Consider the following 15,029-nt stretch of genomic DNA (forward strand, 5'->3'; position numbering starts at 1 on the left):
TTCCTCCCTGATTTCGCGCCCACTTGGCAGCTTCAAACGGTATGCAACAAAGAACTCTGTTCGGCTGGTCCCATACGATACACCCAAGGCGCTGTGCGTCCACTGTGGACGCGGACCTCACCCGACGTCGATCTTCCACCAGTTCGGACAGCCATCTTCGAACGAGTGCGACAGCGGGCGCAATTCCGCATCGTCCCCGGCATCGAAGCTTCCGGTCACCAGTGCGACGGTTGGCGCATCGTCGATCGCCCCCAGCGTGCTGCCGCAGCGCGGACAAAACGAACGGCTCGAATAATCCGACGAGCGATAGAGTGCCGGCGCTCCGCCTTCGCCAACCCATTCGACCGCGTCCCTTGGGAACTCGACCCAGCACAGCGTCGGAGCACCCGAGTGCCTCTGGCAATATGTGCACGAGCAACTGTGGGGATTGGCCGGCACACCCGTTGCCCTGAACCTGATGCTGCCGCACAGGCATCCGCCGAGATATTGCTTGGTTTCCATGCCAACCTTCCACTTTTGCCGCAGATTCATCGCAGAATCGTTGCGAAAACCGCCTTGAACACAGCCGCCATTGAGCTTATCTCGAAGCCGTCATCAATTCCTACAGGATGTGTGCAGCAATGGATTTCTACCCGACAGCAACGTCAAACCGTTTTGCCATCGGGGATATCCATGCCTGCTTTCATTTCACTTTCCAATCTCACCTGGTCCACGCCTGACGGCCGGACGCTTTTTTCCGGTCTCGACATCAGCTTCGACACAGGCCGCACCGGTCTTGTCGGGCGCAACGGCATCGGCAAGTCGACACTTCTCAAGCTGATCTCGGGCAACCTGCCACAGCAAGGCGGCACCCTATCGGTCAGCGGCAGCGTGGACTTCCTGCGCCAATCGGTCCAGCCTGCCGCCAATGAAACGGTTGCCGACCTGTTCGGTGTCAGCGACGCTCTGGCGCTGCTGCGCCGCGCCGAAGCCGGCCAGGCCGATCTCGATGATCTCGCCATAGCCGACTGGACGCTGGAAACGCGCATCGCGTCCGCCCTCGCCCGGCTCGGCCTCGATTTGCCTGCCGGAGTGCTGTTGGCCACGCTTTCAGGTGGGCAGCGCACCCGTGCTGCGCTTGCCGCGTTGATCTTCAGCGAACCCGATTTCATCCTGCTCGACGAACCGACAAACAATCTCGACCGCGAAGGCCGTGCCGCGGTGGTTGAGCTGTTGGCCAACTGGCGCGCCGGTGCGATCGTCGTCAGCCACGACCGCGAACTGCTCGACACTATGGACGCCATCGTCGAGCTGACCTCGCTGGGCGCCACGCGTTATGGCGGCAACTGGAGCCATTACCACGAGCGCAAGGCGGTGGCACTCGCCGCCGCCCGCCACTATCTGGCTGACGCCGAGCGGCGTGTCACCGACGCCGCGCGCAGTGCCCAGGCCACCGCCGAGCGCAAGGCGCGCAAGGACGGCGCGGGTCACAGGAAACGCGCCAAAGGCGACATGCCGCGCATCCTGCTCGATGGACAGAAGAACCGCAGCGAAAACACGTCAGGCGAAAATGCACGTCTTGCCGAACGCAGGCGCGCACAGGCCGCCGACGATGCCGCTTCCGCCCGCGCGCGGCTGGAAATCCTCGAGCCATTCACGGTCGTCCTGCCCTCAACCGGGCTTCCGGCCAGCAAGCTCGTTTTGCGCATCGACCAGGTGAGCGCTGGCTACCTCAAGGGCCGTCCGATCATCGAGGATCTGTCGTTCGCCATATCGGGCCCGGAGCGCGTCGCTGTCACCGGCGCCAACGGCTCGGGCAAGACCACCTTGCTCGCCATGATTGCGGGGCAATTGTTGCCATGGTCGGGCAGCGTGCGCGTCATGACCGACTTCGCCATGCTGGATCAGCAGGTCACCTTGCTCGATCCCTCGGCTTCGATCCGCGACAATTTCCGCCGCATCAATCCCGGTGCCGGCGAAAATGCCTGCCGCGCGGCCCTTGCGCGTTTCATGTTTCGCGCCGATGCCGCCTTGCAGATCGTCTCAAGCCTGAGTGGCGGCCAGCTGCTGCGCGCCGGGCTCGCCTGCGTTCTGGGCGGCACGAAGCCGCCGCCGCTGCTCATCCTCGATGAACCCACCAACCATCTCGACATCGATTCCATCGAGACCGTCGAGGCGGGATTGCTGGCCTATGACGGCGCACTTCTGGTGGTCAGCCACGACGAAGCGTTCCTGCAAGGCATCGGCATCACGCGCAGGCTGGAATTGTCGTCGCACTGACTTCCGTCAGGACAGCGCCATCTCCACCACCACCTCGGCGTGGATCGCGGTCGTGTCGTACAGCGGCACAGCGCTATCTTCGGGCCCGACCAAAAGCATGATCTCGGTGCAGCCCAAAATGACCGCCTCGGCACCACGCGCGACGAGGCGCGCGATCACCTCACGATAGGCTTTCCGCGACGACGCTTCGATGCGCCCCTGCACCAGCTCCTGATAGATGATACGGTGCACCACCGCCCGGTCGTCGGCTTCGGGCACCAGCACGTCCAGCCCATGCTGTGCGACTAGCCGGCCTTTGTAGAAATCCTGTTCCATGGTGAAGGCGGTACCCAAAAGGCCTACGCGGCGCAGGCCCGCCGCGCGTATCTTCTCGGCAGTGGGGTCAGCGATGTGCAGCAATCGAATGCCGATCGCCGCCTGCACCTCATCGGCCATGCGGTGCATGGTGTTGGAGCAGATGACGACGAAATCCGCGCCGCCGCGCTCCAGGCGCCGCGTGGCGTCGATCATCTCGACCGTCGCCTCTTGCCAGCGGTCGGCACTTTGCAGCGCCTCGATCTCGGCGAAGTCGAACGACCACATCAACAGCCGCGCCGAATGCAGCCCGCCAAGCCGCTCGCGCACCTGTTCGTTGATGATCCTGTAATATTCGGCCGAGGTTTCCCAGCTCAGGCCGCCCAACAGACCAATCACCTTCTGCGCCATGTCAGGCCTCCTCCGCCGGTTCGATGCGACACCCCGCTCTATCCCGCTCGACCTCGAGGCCGCAAGGGAGCGGCTACCCGGCCGGCCCAAGCGTCCGCTCGATCTCGGCCAGGATCCATTCGCGAAACACCTTGATCTTGGGAACATTGCGACGCTCCTCGGGATAGACCAGCCAGAAGCCGGAGCCGTCGGAGCCGACATGGTCGAACGGCTGGATCAGGGCGCCACTGGCAAGCTCTTGCTTGTAGAAGACCGGTGTCAGCATCGCCACGCCACGGCCGCCAATCGCCGCGATCGCCTCATAGGCCTGCGAGCCCATCTTCGGCGCCTGGCGCATAGGCAGCGCATCCGTCGGCCACCCCGCTCCTTCGAACCAGGCACGCCACCAGATGTCGCCGGGGTCGATCTGCGGCAGCTTGAGCAAATCCGCCGGTTCCTTGACGCCACGCCCCTTCTTGCCACAGCGCTCGGCCCGCTCCAGACATGGCTTACACTGTTGATGACAAGCAGCGGCCGAAGCGGGCGCCGGGCCCAATTCGACCCACGCTACGTGTCCGATCACCTCAACCGCGACCTGGGCTATCTCGACGGCAAGGAGCCGCATGGGTCGGTCAAATAGGCCCAGCCGTCGCGCGCTTTGCTGTAGCGCTCCCTTGACGCCCTCGCACGAACAGTGATCTTTGGCGAAGGGCCCTGGCGGAGAGGTGAGCATGTCTTTTTTAATTCCCAGTATGGCGGCGGGACGGGTCGCATCCATATTTCTACCCACCCTTTTTCTGTCGAATGTTGCGTTCGCCCAGGACGCCTCGGATCTGGCAAAGAAGCTGTCCAATCCGATCGCTTCAATGATCAGCGTGCCGTTCCAGTTCAACTACGACAGCGGCTATGGTCCGAACGACGGCGACAAGGCCTATGTCAACATCCAGCCCGTCATCCCGTTTTCGCTGAATGACAACTGGGAAATCATTTCGAGGACGATCCTGCCGGTCGCCTGGCAGAACGACATCGCCGGAGATTCGGGCAGCCAGTTCGGCCTCGGCGACACCACCCAGAGCTTGTTCTTCTCGCCGAAGGTGCCCGGACCAAACGGCGTCATCTGGGGCGTTGGCCCGGTCTTTCTGGTTCCCACCGCGACGGACGACCTGCTCGGCGGCGAGAAATGGGGCGCGGGCCCGACTGGCGTGGCACTCAAGCAGGAAGGCCCCTGGACCGTAGGCATCCTCGCCAACCACATCTGGTCCTTCGCCGGCGACGACGACCGCAGCAACATCAGTTCGACTTTCCTGCAGCCCTTCGTTTCCTACACCACCAAGGATGCCTGGACATTCGCGCTGAACACCGAGAGCACCTACAATTGGGAGGCCTCGGAGTGGTCGGTGCCGGTCAATTTCACTGTCTCCAAGCTCATCGTGCTCGACAAGCAGCCGATCAGCCTGATGGCGGGCGTGCGCTATTGGGCCGAGACCCCGGACACCGGGCCCGACGGTTTTGGCTTCCGCACGGCTGTGACGTTCCTGTTTCCGAAGCGATAGCGTTGCAAGCAACATGAAAAAGAGCGCAGCGACCGAGGGCTCCCCGTCCCAGCTGATCGACGCCAGGATCAAGGAACTGGACGACTGGCGGGGCAAGACGCTCTCCCATGTCCGCGCACTCATCAAGCAGGCGGACGACGAAGTGGTCGAGGAGTGGAAGTGGAGCGGCGTTCCGGTGTGGTCTCACGATGGAATAATCTGCACCGGCGAGACCTACAAGAGCGCCGTGAAGCTGACATTCGCCAAGGGCGCCTCGCTCGAGGACCCTTCAGGCCTGTTCAACGCCAGCCTTGAAGGCAACACCAGGCGCGCGATAGACATCCACGAGGGCGCTGAAGTGGACGAAGATGCCTTCAAGGCGCTGATAAGTTCAGCCGTGGCCCTGAACAAGTCCAAAGCCCGATGATCTGACGCGGCCCCTAAAAGCGACATAATCAGGCGAATACCAGGGCGACGCGGTCTTACCATCCTGCGCGAAAGCGCCAGCCTGGCTTGTCGGCACGACGGGCGCCTGCGAACCACTTGCCACACGCTAAGCCAGAATATATAAAACATATACGAATCGTATATTCAGGAGCGCTCAGTGGGTATCGTCAATATCGAAGATGAGCTGCATGAGCAGCTGCGCCGGGCGAGCAAGGCGTCCTATCGATCGATCAACGCCCAGGCGGCGTTCTGGATCAAGATCGGCATGCTCTGCGAGCTGAACCCGGGCCTCACCTTCCAAGAGCTTGTGGCACGTGAGCTGAAGCAGGCGGGCGTCGACGCACCTGATCTCGCAGCTGCGGCGGCATGACGAAGACGCCGCCCGAAGTTGAGCTGCTGGCGGAGTCTGGGCGTCTGCTCGCGTCGGTGTTCGCGCATCTGGATGGACAACCGCTCGCCGGATTGAGCACCTTGCAGGTCAACGACCTCGTCGAGGCATTCATCGTCGATCAGCTCGACGCGCGGCCCGCCAGCAAGGGCCAGTATGGCTATGGCTTCGTACTGAACAGTTCGAGGAACGAGGTTGTCTGCCACGGCGTGCCGTCGAAGGATGAGGTTTTGCAGGACGGCGATATCGTCAATTTTGACATCACGCTCGAGAAGCAGGGCTATATCGCGGATTCCAGCAAAACATTCCTCGTCGGAAATGTGGAGCCCATGGCGAGGCGGCTCGTTCGCGCCACCTATGAAGCCATGTGGAAGGGCATCCGTGCAGTGCGCCCAGGCGCCAAGCTTGGCGACATCGGCTTCGCCATTGCGTCGCACGCAAAGCAGAACGGTTATTCGGTCGTGCGGGAATACTGCGGCCATGGCATCGGACGCGAGATGCACGAAGCACCGCAAGTGCTACATTACGGAAAGCCAGGCACCGGCCTTGCGCTGCGAGAGGGCATGGTCTTCACCATCGAGCCCATGCTGAACCAGGGGCGCAGGACTGTTCGGACTGAGGATGACGGATGGACCGTTGTCACAGTGGACAAGAAGCTCTCCGCACAGTTCGAGCACACGGTTGCGGTCACTCATGACGGCGTCCGCGTGCTGACGTTGCGCCCGGACGAAGCACGGTTCGCCGCCACGATGCGCGCCGTAGACGTGTAGATACGTTGAGCTCACCACCCTTAGCGAACCCCTAGCAAGAGCAAGATCACGGCACCGTTCTCATGCGCCTCGTCAAACAAATGCACAAATTGATTTAACCGTGATTTCTACTTGTATCGCGATCCGGGTGACCCGTAAAAATTTTCTGATTTACATTGCAATCGGAAGATGATCCTATTTCACTCAAGTCGCCAAGTCCATCGCCCGACTTCTGATCTTTTACCCGAGCGGTCCATGTCGATTTCAGACGCGATATACCGTCCCTTCGAAACGCTGATCCAACCGCTAGACATTCCCTACCGGCCGCTGCCCACAAGGGGACCGATCTCCGTTCTCTTGCACTTCATCTCGATGTTTCGCGGTGTTCTGGTCACCCTGGCACTCTCCTCCATGGCGGTCGAGGCCATCAATCTGACGATAGTCTGGGGGCTTGCGGTCATCGTCGACGGTGTGACGGCACAGGGTGCGCTTGCTTTCCTGCAAAGCGAATGGCCGCTGCTTGCTTTCCTCGGCCTCCTGATCTTTCCGGGCATGCCGATCGCCTCGTTTCTCACCAACACCCTCACGTCCCATACGCTCGGTGTGGGCATGCCAGCCGCTGTCCAATGGCAGGGTCACAAGGCGGTGGAGCATCAGGACCTGGCTTTTTTTCATGATCTTTTTGCCGGACAGGTCGCCTCGCGCCTGTCGCAGGTGGCGTCCGCGGTCCAGCAGCAGATCATCGCCGCATTCCAATTGATGCCGCGCTTTCTGCTGCAATTGGTCGGCTCCCTCATCGTGCTCAGCGCGTTGTCCTGGCAACTCGCTCTGCCGGTCCTCGTCTGGATCATGCTCAACGTGGCACTCGCCGTCAGGCTGGCACCGATCTTTGCCGAACGCTCGCGCCGCACGGCCAAGCAGCGTAGCCTCGTCGCCGGTGCCATCACCGATCTTTACAGCAACATGCATATGGTCAAGCAGTTTGCGGCCGAAGACAGCGAGGCGGGTGCCATCCGCCGCATCCTTCAGAAGGCCATTCACACCCAGCACCAAGAACAACGCATCTACCGGACGTCGGAACTGATCGTTGTTGTGCTCAACATGGCGCTCTGGCTGGCGATACTTTCGATCGGTTTCTCGGGCCTCGTCGATGGCTTTCTCACGGTCGGGGAGTTCGTCGCGGCGGTCTACATCCTTAACCGGCTGTCCGCGCACACCTTCACTTTCTTGCAGATGGGCCAGCAGATCTTCCAGGCGATAGGCACCATAAAAGACGCGATGCCGGTTATGACGACGCCGCCCACCATCACCGACCAGCCCGACGCTGCTGAACTGACAGCCAGCCGTGGGGAAATCCGTTTTGACAATGTTAGCTTCGCATACAAGTCCGGCCGACCGGTGATCGACGGGCTGTCTTTGACGGTCCTACCAGGCGAGAAGGTTGGCCTGGTAGGCCTCTCCGGAGCCGGCAAGATAACGCTGGTTAACCTGCTGCTGCGGTTCTACGACATACGGGACGGCGCGATCTTGATCGACGGGCAAGACATACGCGCGGTCACGCAGCCAAGCCTTCGCCGCAGGATCGGGGTCATCGCGCAGGATGTCGCGCTGCTGCACCGTTCGGTCGGCGACAATATCCGCTACGGCCGACCAGAGGCGACGCAGGATGAGATTGAACAGGTGGCAAAAGCGGCAAAAGGGCCGATACGTTCATTGCCGATCTAGCGGACGGCGAAGGCCGCAAGGGCTATGACGCATTCGTCGGCGACCGTGGCATCAAGCTCTCGGGCGGCCAGCGCCAGCGTATCGCCATCGGGCGCGTCTTGTTGAAGGACGCTCCGATACTGGTACTGGACGAGGCGACCTCCGCCCTCGACAGCGAATCCGAGGCTGCCATTCATGAAAATCTCAACCTGGTAATGGAGGGAAAGACCATGATTGCCATCGCGCATCGCCTGTCAACCATTGCGAGTATGGACCGGATCGTCGTGCTCGATCAAGGGCGCATCGTGGAAGAAGGCACGCCCGCCGAACTGGTCGAACGGGACGGCCTGTTTGCCCGTCTGTGGAAACGCCAGACCGGAGGCTTCATTCCTGAAGAGATCAGCTAATCTATGCCTCGATGCGCCAAATGCGTGATTTCAAGCCCGCTTTGACAGGGCTTCGCGTAATTTGCCGCCTAACACAGATTGCCTCCTCCACCGCGCAACGGCCCCGTGGATAAATCCGCCGCACCTTTTCTCCCAATCCATTGAACTGCCTGATTTTTCAAAAAAACTTGGCGCCGATTTCTCCACGCCCGAAGAACCACGCTTATACTTCTCCGCACTGCCCTCGAGGGAACCGGATGCGCACCGGGTATTCGAAGGAGGGCGGCGGCGACCTCCCGCCACGGCTACGGTAGCCATGGCTCCGAGGGCTCGACGACAGGCCGGCGTGGCCGGTTCGGAACCTCGGTTCCGCAACCGAACCATGCGGAGAAGCCGCGGCGATTGTCCATGGAATGTACATGGAGCGGCGCTGTGACCGGCCAATTTCGGGACAGACGCCGGACGGACGGTCGGTGGGCCGCAAAAATCCCACCCTTGACGAGCGATCCACCGGCCGCCAGTCTTCCCCAGACATGATCCGGCCTCTTGCGAGGCGCGGTGCCACAAAAGCGCGCCCGCATCGCTCAAAAACGCCCGGCCGGCCCGAACGCTCACCCTCAACCCAGCCAGATGGAGCCATTCATGCACCCGACCGGCGAAGAACCCCTGCCCCCTTATGTGATGATGGAGATCGAGGAACTCCTCGGCAGCCTGCCCGAAAAACTCGCCACGCTGTTTTGGCCAAGACCCTGGCCCAAAGACGAGATGATGGTGATGACCCGCCTCATCGCCACGGAAACGGGCGTTGCCGGCACCTGCAACGATCCTGTTTGCCGCCGTTCTGCGCTGTGCCGGGCGCAGGCGATCGGCAAGGACGGTCCGCCATGCGGCGCATCCTGGGTCCGATGAAGCGTTGACCCGGCTCCAAGGCGGCTTTGAAGGGCTCGCGCTCGCATGGATGCTAGCCGAGCGTACAGACGCGGTAGTCCGCGACAGCCTAGCCGCCAAAGTACCGCAGCACGGCAATCGAAAGAAAGGCAAGCCGTCCCGACCCGCAAGAAAGCGGTAACCTTGCTACGGGGAAATATCCTCGATTGCTGCAACGAGAACCTCCCGGCATCTTGTGCCAGGAGGGTTGTCAGATGGTTTTAGCACGGCCCTTGGTCGGCGACGCGAAAGCCGGCAGATTCCGCCTCGCAGGCATTGGGGAACGTGCGCAACGAGCCGCCGCGCTGGCCGCAGACCGGCCGGTATTCCCTGGTGCAGAATTGCTGGTTGCCACCGCCGCCACCATTCCAGCCACCACCGCTACCGCCACCGCCATTCCAGCCACCGCCGCCACCGCTACCGCCGCCATTCCAGCCGCCGCCACCGCCGTTCCAGCCACCGCCACTGCCACCGCTGCTGCCACGGCACTCGCCGCCACGGACGATGCGGAAGCCGGCAGCTTCGGCCGTGCAGGAGTTGGCAAAGGTCTGGCGCTCATTGCCGCGCTGCGCGCAGACCGGGTCATATTCGCGCGTGCAGAATTGCGGGCCAGGGCCAGGACGTGGCGGGAGTGGCCTTGGTCCGGGGCCCTCATCCACCACCACGCAGGATGCGAGCATCAGCGACAGCAACGAGGCGACAGTTGCTTTTCGTGCAAAGGTCTTTGCCGAAAACGTCATGGAAATATTCCCTCTTGTTCCCGCCCCTCGCGGGAATTGTTTCAGCCCCTGCCCCGATCCTGGCGATTCTGTCAACGATATCAACCCGCGCTCGACCTGCCCCTGGGGACGCGGCAATCTGGCCAATGGCGGTGTTTAGGAATGCCGTATATGAGTGCGACGCTGCGAAGTGTCGCCGCGATCATCTTGCAACCTTCACGTTTCCGTGTCATATAAGTCTCAGTTCGGGCGTTTGCTGACCCGGAGACTGGAACGTTTTGCACGACCCTTTCCCCGATACTGTGAATCTCTGACGACCCCGTGACTCGGCGGGGGGTTTAATCGTGCGCAAATGCATGACCGCCAAGCAAAACCACCGACTTGCCGCCGACGCCAGGCGGATGGCAGGTCCAGACCACTGAACGGGTGAAGGAGTTCTCCCAATGACCCAGACCGGTACCGTAAAGTTCTTCAACGCAACCAAAGGCTTCGGCTTCATCACGCCGGATGGTGGCGCCAAGGACGTTTTCGTCCACATCTCCGCTATCGAGGCTTCGGGCCTGCGCACGCTCGTCGACGGCCAGAAGGTCAGCTTCGACGTCGAGCCCGACCGTATGGGTAAAGGCCCCAAGGCGGTCAACCTCCGCGCGGGCTAAGTCTCGCCTGTTTGAATTGATTGACTGAGGGCGCGATGGGCAACCGTCGCGCCCTTTGTTTTTGAGGCCACGTTCGGCGCTATCGCCCCGGCTTGATCGGCGACAAGTCCCGCGGGCCGTTCGGTTCGATCCGCATGCCAGGACATTGAACCCCGAAACGTTCCCACAGGCCAAGAAAACCCGGCATTTCCGGGGCAAACGATACTGCTTTTGGACGGTAGCGGGCGCGAAACTTTTGCTTGCCGATCACCCAAAAATGAACGACAAATTTCTACTTCGGGCATTTGCCGGCCCGAAGACTGGAATTGATGGGATCAGAGGAGTTCCCCATGCCGCAGACCGGCACCGTCAAGTTCTTCAATCATGCCAAAGGCTTCGGCTTCATCACGCCGGACGACGGGGCGAAGGATGTCTTCGTCCACATCTCGGCCGTGCAGGCGTCGGGCCTTCCCGGTCTTGAGGATGGGCAGAAGGTTTCTTTCGACACCGAGCCGGACAAGCGCGGCAAGGGTCCCAAGGCGGTCAACCTGACCGTCGGCTGAGCCCAGTAAAACGGTCGGAGTTCATGCCCCGGCCGCATTGCTCGAATGCTTCGCCGCCACGCCGATTGGCGGCTGTCGGCCCTATTTAGTTCGGCTCCTCGCCTGAAAATCCGTTCAGGCTGCGTTCAGGCTCGCTCCGTTAGACATATTGTCGACGCTAATTTCCGGCCTTGATACGGGCCGGACGGCGAAGGAGACCGACATGAACCGCACCATCAAAACCCTCGTTCTTTCGGCAGCCGTTGCTGCCACCACGCTCGCCGCCCTGCCCGCGGCCGAGGCTGGTGAGCGCTGGCGCCGCTACGATCACGGCCACAGCGACAACACCGGCGCAATCGTCGCCGCCGGCGCGCTCGGCCTGATCGCCGGTGCGGTCATCGCTGGCAGCGCCAATCGCCCGCAGCCGGTCTATGATGATTATTACGAGCAGCCCCAGCCGCGCCGCGTCTATCGTCAGGATTATTACCAGCCGGCCCCGCAGCGTCGCGTGGTCTACTCCAGCGGCGGCTATGGGATGGAGCCCTGGACGCCCGAATGGTACCAGTACTGCTCGGACCGCTACCGCAGCTTCAACCCGCGCAGCGGCACCTTTACCGGCTATGATGGCGTTGCGCGCTTCTGCGCCGCCAACTGATGCTGAACTGATAAAAAACGGCGCCACTGTCAAAGGTGGCGCCGTTTTTTTGGTGAGAAAAGCTACGCTTCAGACGAGATAGGGGTTGCTGCGGCGCTCGTCGCCGAAACGGCTGCCCGGGCCATGGCCGCAGATGAAGCCGATGTCGTCGCCGAGCGGCAGAAGCTTTTCCTTGATCGAGCGGATCAGCGTGTCGTGGTCGCCGCCATAGAGGTCGGTGCGACCGACCGAACCCTGAAACAGAACGTCGCCGACATGGGCGAACTTCGCGTCGCGGTTGTAGTAGACGAGATGACCGGGCGCATGGCCGGGGCAGTGCAGCACCTCGAAGACGTGGGTTCCAAACGAGACGGTCTCGCCCTCGGTCAGGAACCGGTCTGGCACGCAATTGCGCACCGAGCCGCCCATGCCGAACTTCTGGGCCTGGGTCACCAGGTTGTCGAGCAGCGGCTTGTCAGCCTCGTGGGGGCCGATGATGTTGACGCCCAACGCGTCCTTGAKTTCCATCGCCCCGCCGGCATGGTCGATATGGCCATGGGTCAGCCAGATCGCCGTGATCGTGATGCCGTTGTCCTTCAGCACCGACAGGATGGTTTCGACATCGCCGCCTGGATCGACAACCACACCGGTCTTGTCGTCGGTGTCATAGAGGATCGTGCAGTTCTGCTGGAAGGGTGTGACCGGCACGATCCCGGCATTGAGCTGTCCCATGGCTGTCCTTTCTGATCTTTGCCCCCGACATAGGATCACACAGGCCGCTCGTCCACTGCGTTCAGATCGTTTACTCGCCCCAAAAATGAAATGGGCGGCCGAAGCCGCCCAATCCGATTCTGCCTGAAATGAACTTACTTCTTCATTGCGCCCATGACCGCGCCCACGATCGCAGTCAAGATGGCGCCGCCGCCAGCACCACCAACCACATTGCTCAGAATCCCGCTCATGGCGCTCGCCGTTGCGGGATCAGCCGCGCCGCCGAGAAGGCTGCCGAGGATCTGACCGCCTGCAATACCGCCGACGCCGCCAGCGATCAGCTTGGTCACCTGCCCCATCGCTGCCGTGGTGATTGCCGCGCCTACTGCCTGTCCACCAATTACGCCGGTGACAATTTGTATGATGATCGGAAGAAGCGATTCCATAACAATTCCCTCCAATTGCGTGCCGGCCCTCATAATGCCGACATCAACATCAGACGCCGAAATCGGCGAAAGTCAAATATGACCTTACGCAACGAAAAGGGGCGGTTTGAAAACCGCCCCTTTGACACTGTCAGCTATTGAATTTGTTTATTATTCAGCGGCAATCGCGTGCCTGGGCTGAACCGCGGCCGAATAGTCGTTCATCAGCGTCTTGGCGATCTCGCCAACCTCGAATCGGTACTGTCCAATCTCGGAAACCGGCGTCACTTCAGCTGCCGTGCCGCTCAGGAAGCACTGCTCGAAACCAGCCAACTCTTCCGGCATGATGGCGCGTTCGATCACTTCGATGCCGCGGTCGCGGGCAAGGCCGATGACCGTGCGGCGGGTGATGCCGTCCAGGAAGCAGTCCGGTGTCGGCGTGTGCACCTTGCCGTCCTTGACGAAGAAGATATTGGCGCCGGTGGCTTCGGCCACCTGGCCGCGCCAGTCGAGCATCATCGCATCGGCATAGCCCTTGGCTTCCGCCGCATGCTTGGACAGCGTGCAGATCATGTAGAGGCCGGCGGCCTTGGACTTCGACGGCGCGGTGCGCGGGTCAGGGCGGCGCCATTCGGCGATGTCGAGGCGGATGCCCTTCAGCTTCTGCGCCGGGTCGAAATAGCTTGGCCACTGCCAGATAGCGACGGCGACATTGATGCGGTTCTTGTGGGCGGCGACGCCCATTTCCTCGCTGCCGCGCCAGGCGATCGGGCGCACGTAGGCGTCCTTGAAGCCCTGCTTCTTCAGCAGTTCGCGGCAGGCATCGTCGATCACGTCCACCGAATAGGGAATGGTGAAGCCCAGGATGCGGGCCGATTCATGCAGGCGCTCGGTGTGCTCGGTGAGCTTGAAGATCTCGCCGCCATAGGCGCGCTCACCTTCGAACACTGCACTTGCATAGTGCAAACCATGGGTTAGTACGTGAATCTTGGCGTCGGCCCATTGGACGAACTCGCCGTTCATCCAGATGAATCCATCGAGTTGGTCAAAAGGAACGGATGCCATGGTAACCTTCCCGCAGGCGGCAGCCTGCCTATCGTTTCGTATCGTTCTTAATGGCCCGTAAGGGGCCTGCTGGATAAAGCGCTGGCGGGCTAGAACACCAAAGCAAACTCACGATGTTTCGGAAAAAACCACCGTACCTTGCCTTTTCGTTCGCAATCTGCCGAAAAGCTTGGCAAAAATTACCATCGCATCTAATTTATGTCAACAGTGCTGACATAAATTGACGGACAGGAATTCTATGGCACAACGTAGCGGCGCAGCCGCCCAACCGATCCGCACCGCGGTGACGGCAGATGAGGGCATCGACTTCTCGATCATCGAGCTGATGTATTTCGCCTATCGCGACTTCACGTCGGACCCAGACCAGATACTTGCCGAGTATGGTTTTGGCCGCGCCCATCACCGCGTGTTGCACTTCGTCAACCGCATGCCTGGGCTGACAGTCGCCGAGTTGCTTGATGTTCTCAAGATCACCAAGCAAAGCCTGGCGCGCGTACTCAAGCAACTCATCGACGCCGGATACATCATCCAGGTCCAGGGGCCGCGCGACCGCCGCCAGCGCGAGCTCTACCCCACCCACAAGGGCCGCACTCTGACACTGGCGCTGGCGCGGCCACAGTCACGCCGCATCGATGCTGCACTGGAAGGCGCGGGAGAGACCGAACGCGCCTGGGTCGAAAGATTCCTCAAGGCGATGGTCAATCCTGAATTAAGGGCGCAGATTGATCATCTGCCCGGAAACACGCCGGGGAAAGACCATGGAGAATAACGACAAGACGGCCAATCCGGCCACGTTGGGCGACGATGCTCCGCATCTGCTCGTCGTCGATGACGACACGCGTATCCGCAACTTGCTCAAGCAATATCTGACCGAGAACGGCTTTCGCGTAACTGTCGCTGGCAACGCCGACGAGGCGCGGCGCAAACTCGCCGGGCTCGATTTCGACCTCCTCATCCTCGACGTGATGATGCCGGGCGAAAACGGCATCGAACTGACCAAGTCGCTGCGCGACCAAAAGGACGTGCCGATCCTGATGCTGACTGCACTGTCGGAAACCGACAGCCGCATCACAGGGCTCGAGGCTGGCGCCGACGATTATCTGCCCAAGCCCTTCGATCCGCGCGAGCTGATCCTCAGGATCAACAACATCCTGCGGCGCGGCGGCCCGTTGACGACGCCCAAAGCCGAGCAGCTCGTGTTCGGACCCTACACCTTCCAGAT

Annotated in this window: 18 protein-coding genes and 1 pseudogene; 12 read left to right on the plus strand and 7 right to left on the minus strand. The window is 61.4% G+C overall.

The features are described 5' to 3' along the window. Nucleotides 1–117 precede the first annotated feature (117 nt). Nucleotides 118–501: a GFA family protein gene (locus AC1DWF_RS11695; RefSeq protein ID WP_476781844.1), complete on the minus strand. Its 384-nt coding sequence runs from the start codon at nucleotides 499–501 to the stop codon at nucleotides 118–120. 171 nt (nucleotides 502–672) lie between these two features. Between AC1DWF_RS11695 and AC1DWF_RS11700 the strand changes: the two genes are divergently transcribed. After that, nucleotides 673–2,259 carry an ABC-F family ATP-binding cassette domain-containing protein gene (locus tag AC1DWF_RS11700; RefSeq protein WP_476788022.1) on the plus strand — a complete coding sequence of 529 codons (1,587 nt, stop codon included), beginning with the start codon at nucleotides 673–675 and terminating at the stop codon, nucleotides 2,257–2,259. Nucleotides 2,260–2,265: 6 nt separating this feature from the next. Here AC1DWF_RS11700 and AC1DWF_RS11705 read toward each other — a convergent pair whose 3' ends face one another. Next, nucleotides 2,266–2,964, minus strand: a complete 699-nt coding sequence (locus AC1DWF_RS11705; RefSeq protein WP_476785887.1) for an aspartate/glutamate racemase family protein — start codon at nucleotides 2,962–2,964, stop codon at nucleotides 2,266–2,268. 73 nt (nucleotides 2,965–3,037) lie between these two features. Further along, the gene (locus tag AC1DWF_RS11710) at nucleotides 3,038–3,796 is read right to left on the minus strand and encodes a LysR substrate-binding domain-containing protein (RefSeq protein ID WP_476841699.1); all 759 of its coding nucleotides are present in this window, start codon (nucleotides 3,794–3,796) and stop codon (nucleotides 3,038–3,040) included. On the opposite strand from AC1DWF_RS11710, the gene AC1DWF_RS11715 reads away from it, so the two are divergent. From AC1DWF_RS11715 to AC1DWF_RS11740, 6 genes and pseudogenes are all read left to right on the plus strand, one after another. Then, complete coding sequence (locus AC1DWF_RS11715; RefSeq protein ID WP_476785889.1) at nucleotides 3,696–4,496, plus strand: transporter; 801 nt, start codon at nucleotides 3,696–3,698, stop codon at nucleotides 4,494–4,496. The two genes, AC1DWF_RS11710 and AC1DWF_RS11715, sit on opposite strands and share 101 nt — an antisense overlap. A 13-nt stretch (nucleotides 4,497–4,509) precedes the next feature. Then, nucleotides 4,510–4,902 (plus strand): DUF1801 domain-containing protein, encoded by a 393-nt coding sequence (locus tag AC1DWF_RS11720; RefSeq protein WP_476785885.1) that lies wholly within the window; start codon nucleotides 4,510–4,512, stop codon nucleotides 4,900–4,902. 177 nt (nucleotides 4,903–5,079) lie between these two features. After that, nucleotides 5,080–5,292: a ParD-like family protein gene (locus AC1DWF_RS11725; RefSeq protein WP_476785884.1), complete on the plus strand. Its 213-nt coding sequence runs from the start codon at nucleotides 5,080–5,082 to the stop codon at nucleotides 5,290–5,292. Then, a complete protein-coding gene (map, locus tag AC1DWF_RS11730; protein ID WP_476785883.1) occupies nucleotides 5,289–6,080 on the plus strand; it encodes a type I methionyl aminopeptidase in 792 nt (263 codons plus the stop codon). Before AC1DWF_RS11725 ends, map begins: the two co-directional genes overlap by 4 nt. A 234-nt stretch (nucleotides 6,081–6,314) precedes the next feature. Next, nucleotides 6,315–8,170 (plus strand): annotated as a pseudogene (locus AC1DWF_RS11735) (ABC transporter ATP-binding protein). A gap of 621 nt (nucleotides 8,171–8,791) precedes the next feature. Further along, on the plus strand, nucleotides 8,792–9,058 hold the full coding sequence (locus tag AC1DWF_RS11740; RefSeq protein ID WP_476788020.1) for a hypothetical protein: 267 nt from the start codon (nucleotides 8,792–8,794) through the stop codon (nucleotides 9,056–9,058). Nucleotides 9,059–9,297: 239 nt separating this feature from the next. Here AC1DWF_RS11740 and AC1DWF_RS11745 read toward each other — a convergent pair whose 3' ends face one another. Beyond that, complete coding sequence (locus tag AC1DWF_RS11745) at nucleotides 9,298–9,816, minus strand: Kazal-type serine protease inhibitor family protein (RefSeq protein WP_476788019.1); 519 nt, start codon at nucleotides 9,814–9,816, stop codon at nucleotides 9,298–9,300. Between the two features lie 422 nt (nucleotides 9,817–10,238). Between AC1DWF_RS11745 and AC1DWF_RS11750 the strand changes: the two genes are divergently transcribed. The 3 genes from AC1DWF_RS11750 to AC1DWF_RS11760 all read left to right on the plus strand — a co-directional run bounded on the left by AC1DWF_RS11750 (nucleotide 10,239) and on the right by AC1DWF_RS11760 (nucleotide 11,627). Continuing rightward, nucleotides 10,239–10,451, plus strand: coding sequence for a cold-shock protein (locus AC1DWF_RS11750; RefSeq protein WP_067959476.1), 213 nt, complete (start codon nucleotides 10,239–10,241; stop codon nucleotides 10,449–10,451). Nucleotides 10,452–10,780: 329 nt separating this feature from the next. Then, on the plus strand, nucleotides 10,781–10,993 hold the full coding sequence (locus AC1DWF_RS11755) for a cold-shock protein (RefSeq protein ID WP_018428999.1): 213 nt from the start codon (nucleotides 10,781–10,783) through the stop codon (nucleotides 10,991–10,993). 202 nt (nucleotides 10,994–11,195) lie between these two features. Then, entirely contained in the window at nucleotides 11,196–11,627 is a 432-nt protein-coding gene (locus AC1DWF_RS11760; RefSeq protein ID WP_476785681.1) for a BA14K family protein, read from the plus strand. Between the two features lie 69 nt (nucleotides 11,628–11,696). Here the strand turns inward: AC1DWF_RS11760 and AC1DWF_RS11765 are convergent, their stop codons facing one another. The 3 genes from AC1DWF_RS11765 to AC1DWF_RS11775 form a co-directional block, all read right to left on the minus strand. After that, on the minus strand, nucleotides 11,697–12,338 hold the full coding sequence (locus AC1DWF_RS11765; protein ID WP_476841700.1) for an MBL fold metallo-hydrolase: 642 nt from the start codon (nucleotides 12,336–12,338) through the stop codon (nucleotides 11,697–11,699). A gap of 134 nt (nucleotides 12,339–12,472) precedes the next feature. After that, a complete protein-coding gene (locus tag AC1DWF_RS11770) occupies nucleotides 12,473–12,763 on the minus strand; it encodes a hypothetical protein (protein ID WP_476785679.1) in 291 nt (96 codons plus the stop codon). 150 nt (nucleotides 12,764–12,913) lie between these two features. Further along, entirely contained in the window at nucleotides 12,914–13,807 is an 894-nt protein-coding gene (locus tag AC1DWF_RS11775) for a branched-chain amino acid aminotransferase (protein WP_476788018.1), read from the minus strand. Nucleotides 13,808–14,045: 238 nt separating this feature from the next. Here AC1DWF_RS11775 and AC1DWF_RS11780 point away from each other — a divergent pair, with 238 nt between their 5' ends. Further along, a complete protein-coding gene (locus AC1DWF_RS11780; protein ID WP_476787126.1) occupies nucleotides 14,046–14,576 on the plus strand; it encodes a MarR family winged helix-turn-helix transcriptional regulator in 531 nt (176 codons plus the stop codon). After that, the coding region (locus AC1DWF_RS11785; RefSeq protein WP_476841701.1) for a response regulator transcription factor at nucleotides 14,566–15,029 on the plus strand (464 nt) is incomplete at its 3' end. The genes AC1DWF_RS11780 and AC1DWF_RS11785, both read left to right, overlap by 11 nt.

The sequence above is a fragment of the Aminobacter sp. P4_D5 genome (genome assembly GCF_056401815.1).

Coding starts and splice junctions, on each gene's coding strand:
- AC1DWF_RS11695 (WP_476781844.1), bottom strand. CDS start 501: ATGGAAACCAAGCAATATCTCGGCGGATGCCTGTGCGGCAGCATCAGG.
- AC1DWF_RS11700 (WP_476788022.1), top strand. CDS start 673: ATGCCTGCTTTCATTTCACTTTCCAATCTCACCTGGTCCACGCCTGAC.
- AC1DWF_RS11705 (WP_476785887.1), bottom strand. CDS start 2,964: ATGGCGCAGAAGGTGATTGGTCTGTTGGGCGGCCTGAGCTGGGAAACC.
- AC1DWF_RS11715 (WP_476785889.1), top strand. CDS start 3,696: ATGGCGGCGGGACGGGTCGCATCCATATTTCTACCCACCCTTTTTCTG.
- AC1DWF_RS11720 (WP_476785885.1), top strand. CDS start 4,510: ATGAAAAAGAGCGCAGCGACCGAGGGCTCCCCGTCCCAGCTGATCGAC.
- map (WP_476785883.1), top strand. CDS start 5,289: ATGACGAAGACGCCGCCCGAAGTTGAGCTGCTGGCGGAGTCTGGGCGT.
- AC1DWF_RS11740 (WP_476788020.1), top strand. CDS start 8,792: ATGCACCCGACCGGCGAAGAACCCCTGCCCCCTTATGTGATGATGGAG.
- AC1DWF_RS11745 (WP_476788019.1), bottom strand. CDS start 9,816: ATGACGTTTTCGGCAAAGACCTTTGCACGAAAAGCAACTGTCGCCTCG.
- AC1DWF_RS11750 (WP_067959476.1), top strand. CDS start 10,239: ATGACCCAGACCGGTACCGTAAAGTTCTTCAACGCAACCAAAGGCTTC.
- AC1DWF_RS11755 (WP_018428999.1), top strand. CDS start 10,781: ATGCCGCAGACCGGCACCGTCAAGTTCTTCAATCATGCCAAAGGCTTC.
- AC1DWF_RS11760 (WP_476785681.1), top strand. CDS start 11,196: ATGAACCGCACCATCAAAACCCTCGTTCTTTCGGCAGCCGTTGCTGCC.
- AC1DWF_RS11770 (WP_476785679.1), bottom strand. CDS start 12,763: ATGGAATCGCTTCTTCCGATCATCATACAAATTGTCACCGGCGTAATT.
- AC1DWF_RS11775 (WP_476788018.1), bottom strand. CDS start 13,807: ATGGCATCCGTTCCTTTTGACCAACTCGATGGATTCATCTGGATGAAC.
- AC1DWF_RS11780 (WP_476787126.1), top strand. CDS start 14,046: ATGGCACAACGTAGCGGCGCAGCCGCCCAACCGATCCGCACCGCGGTG.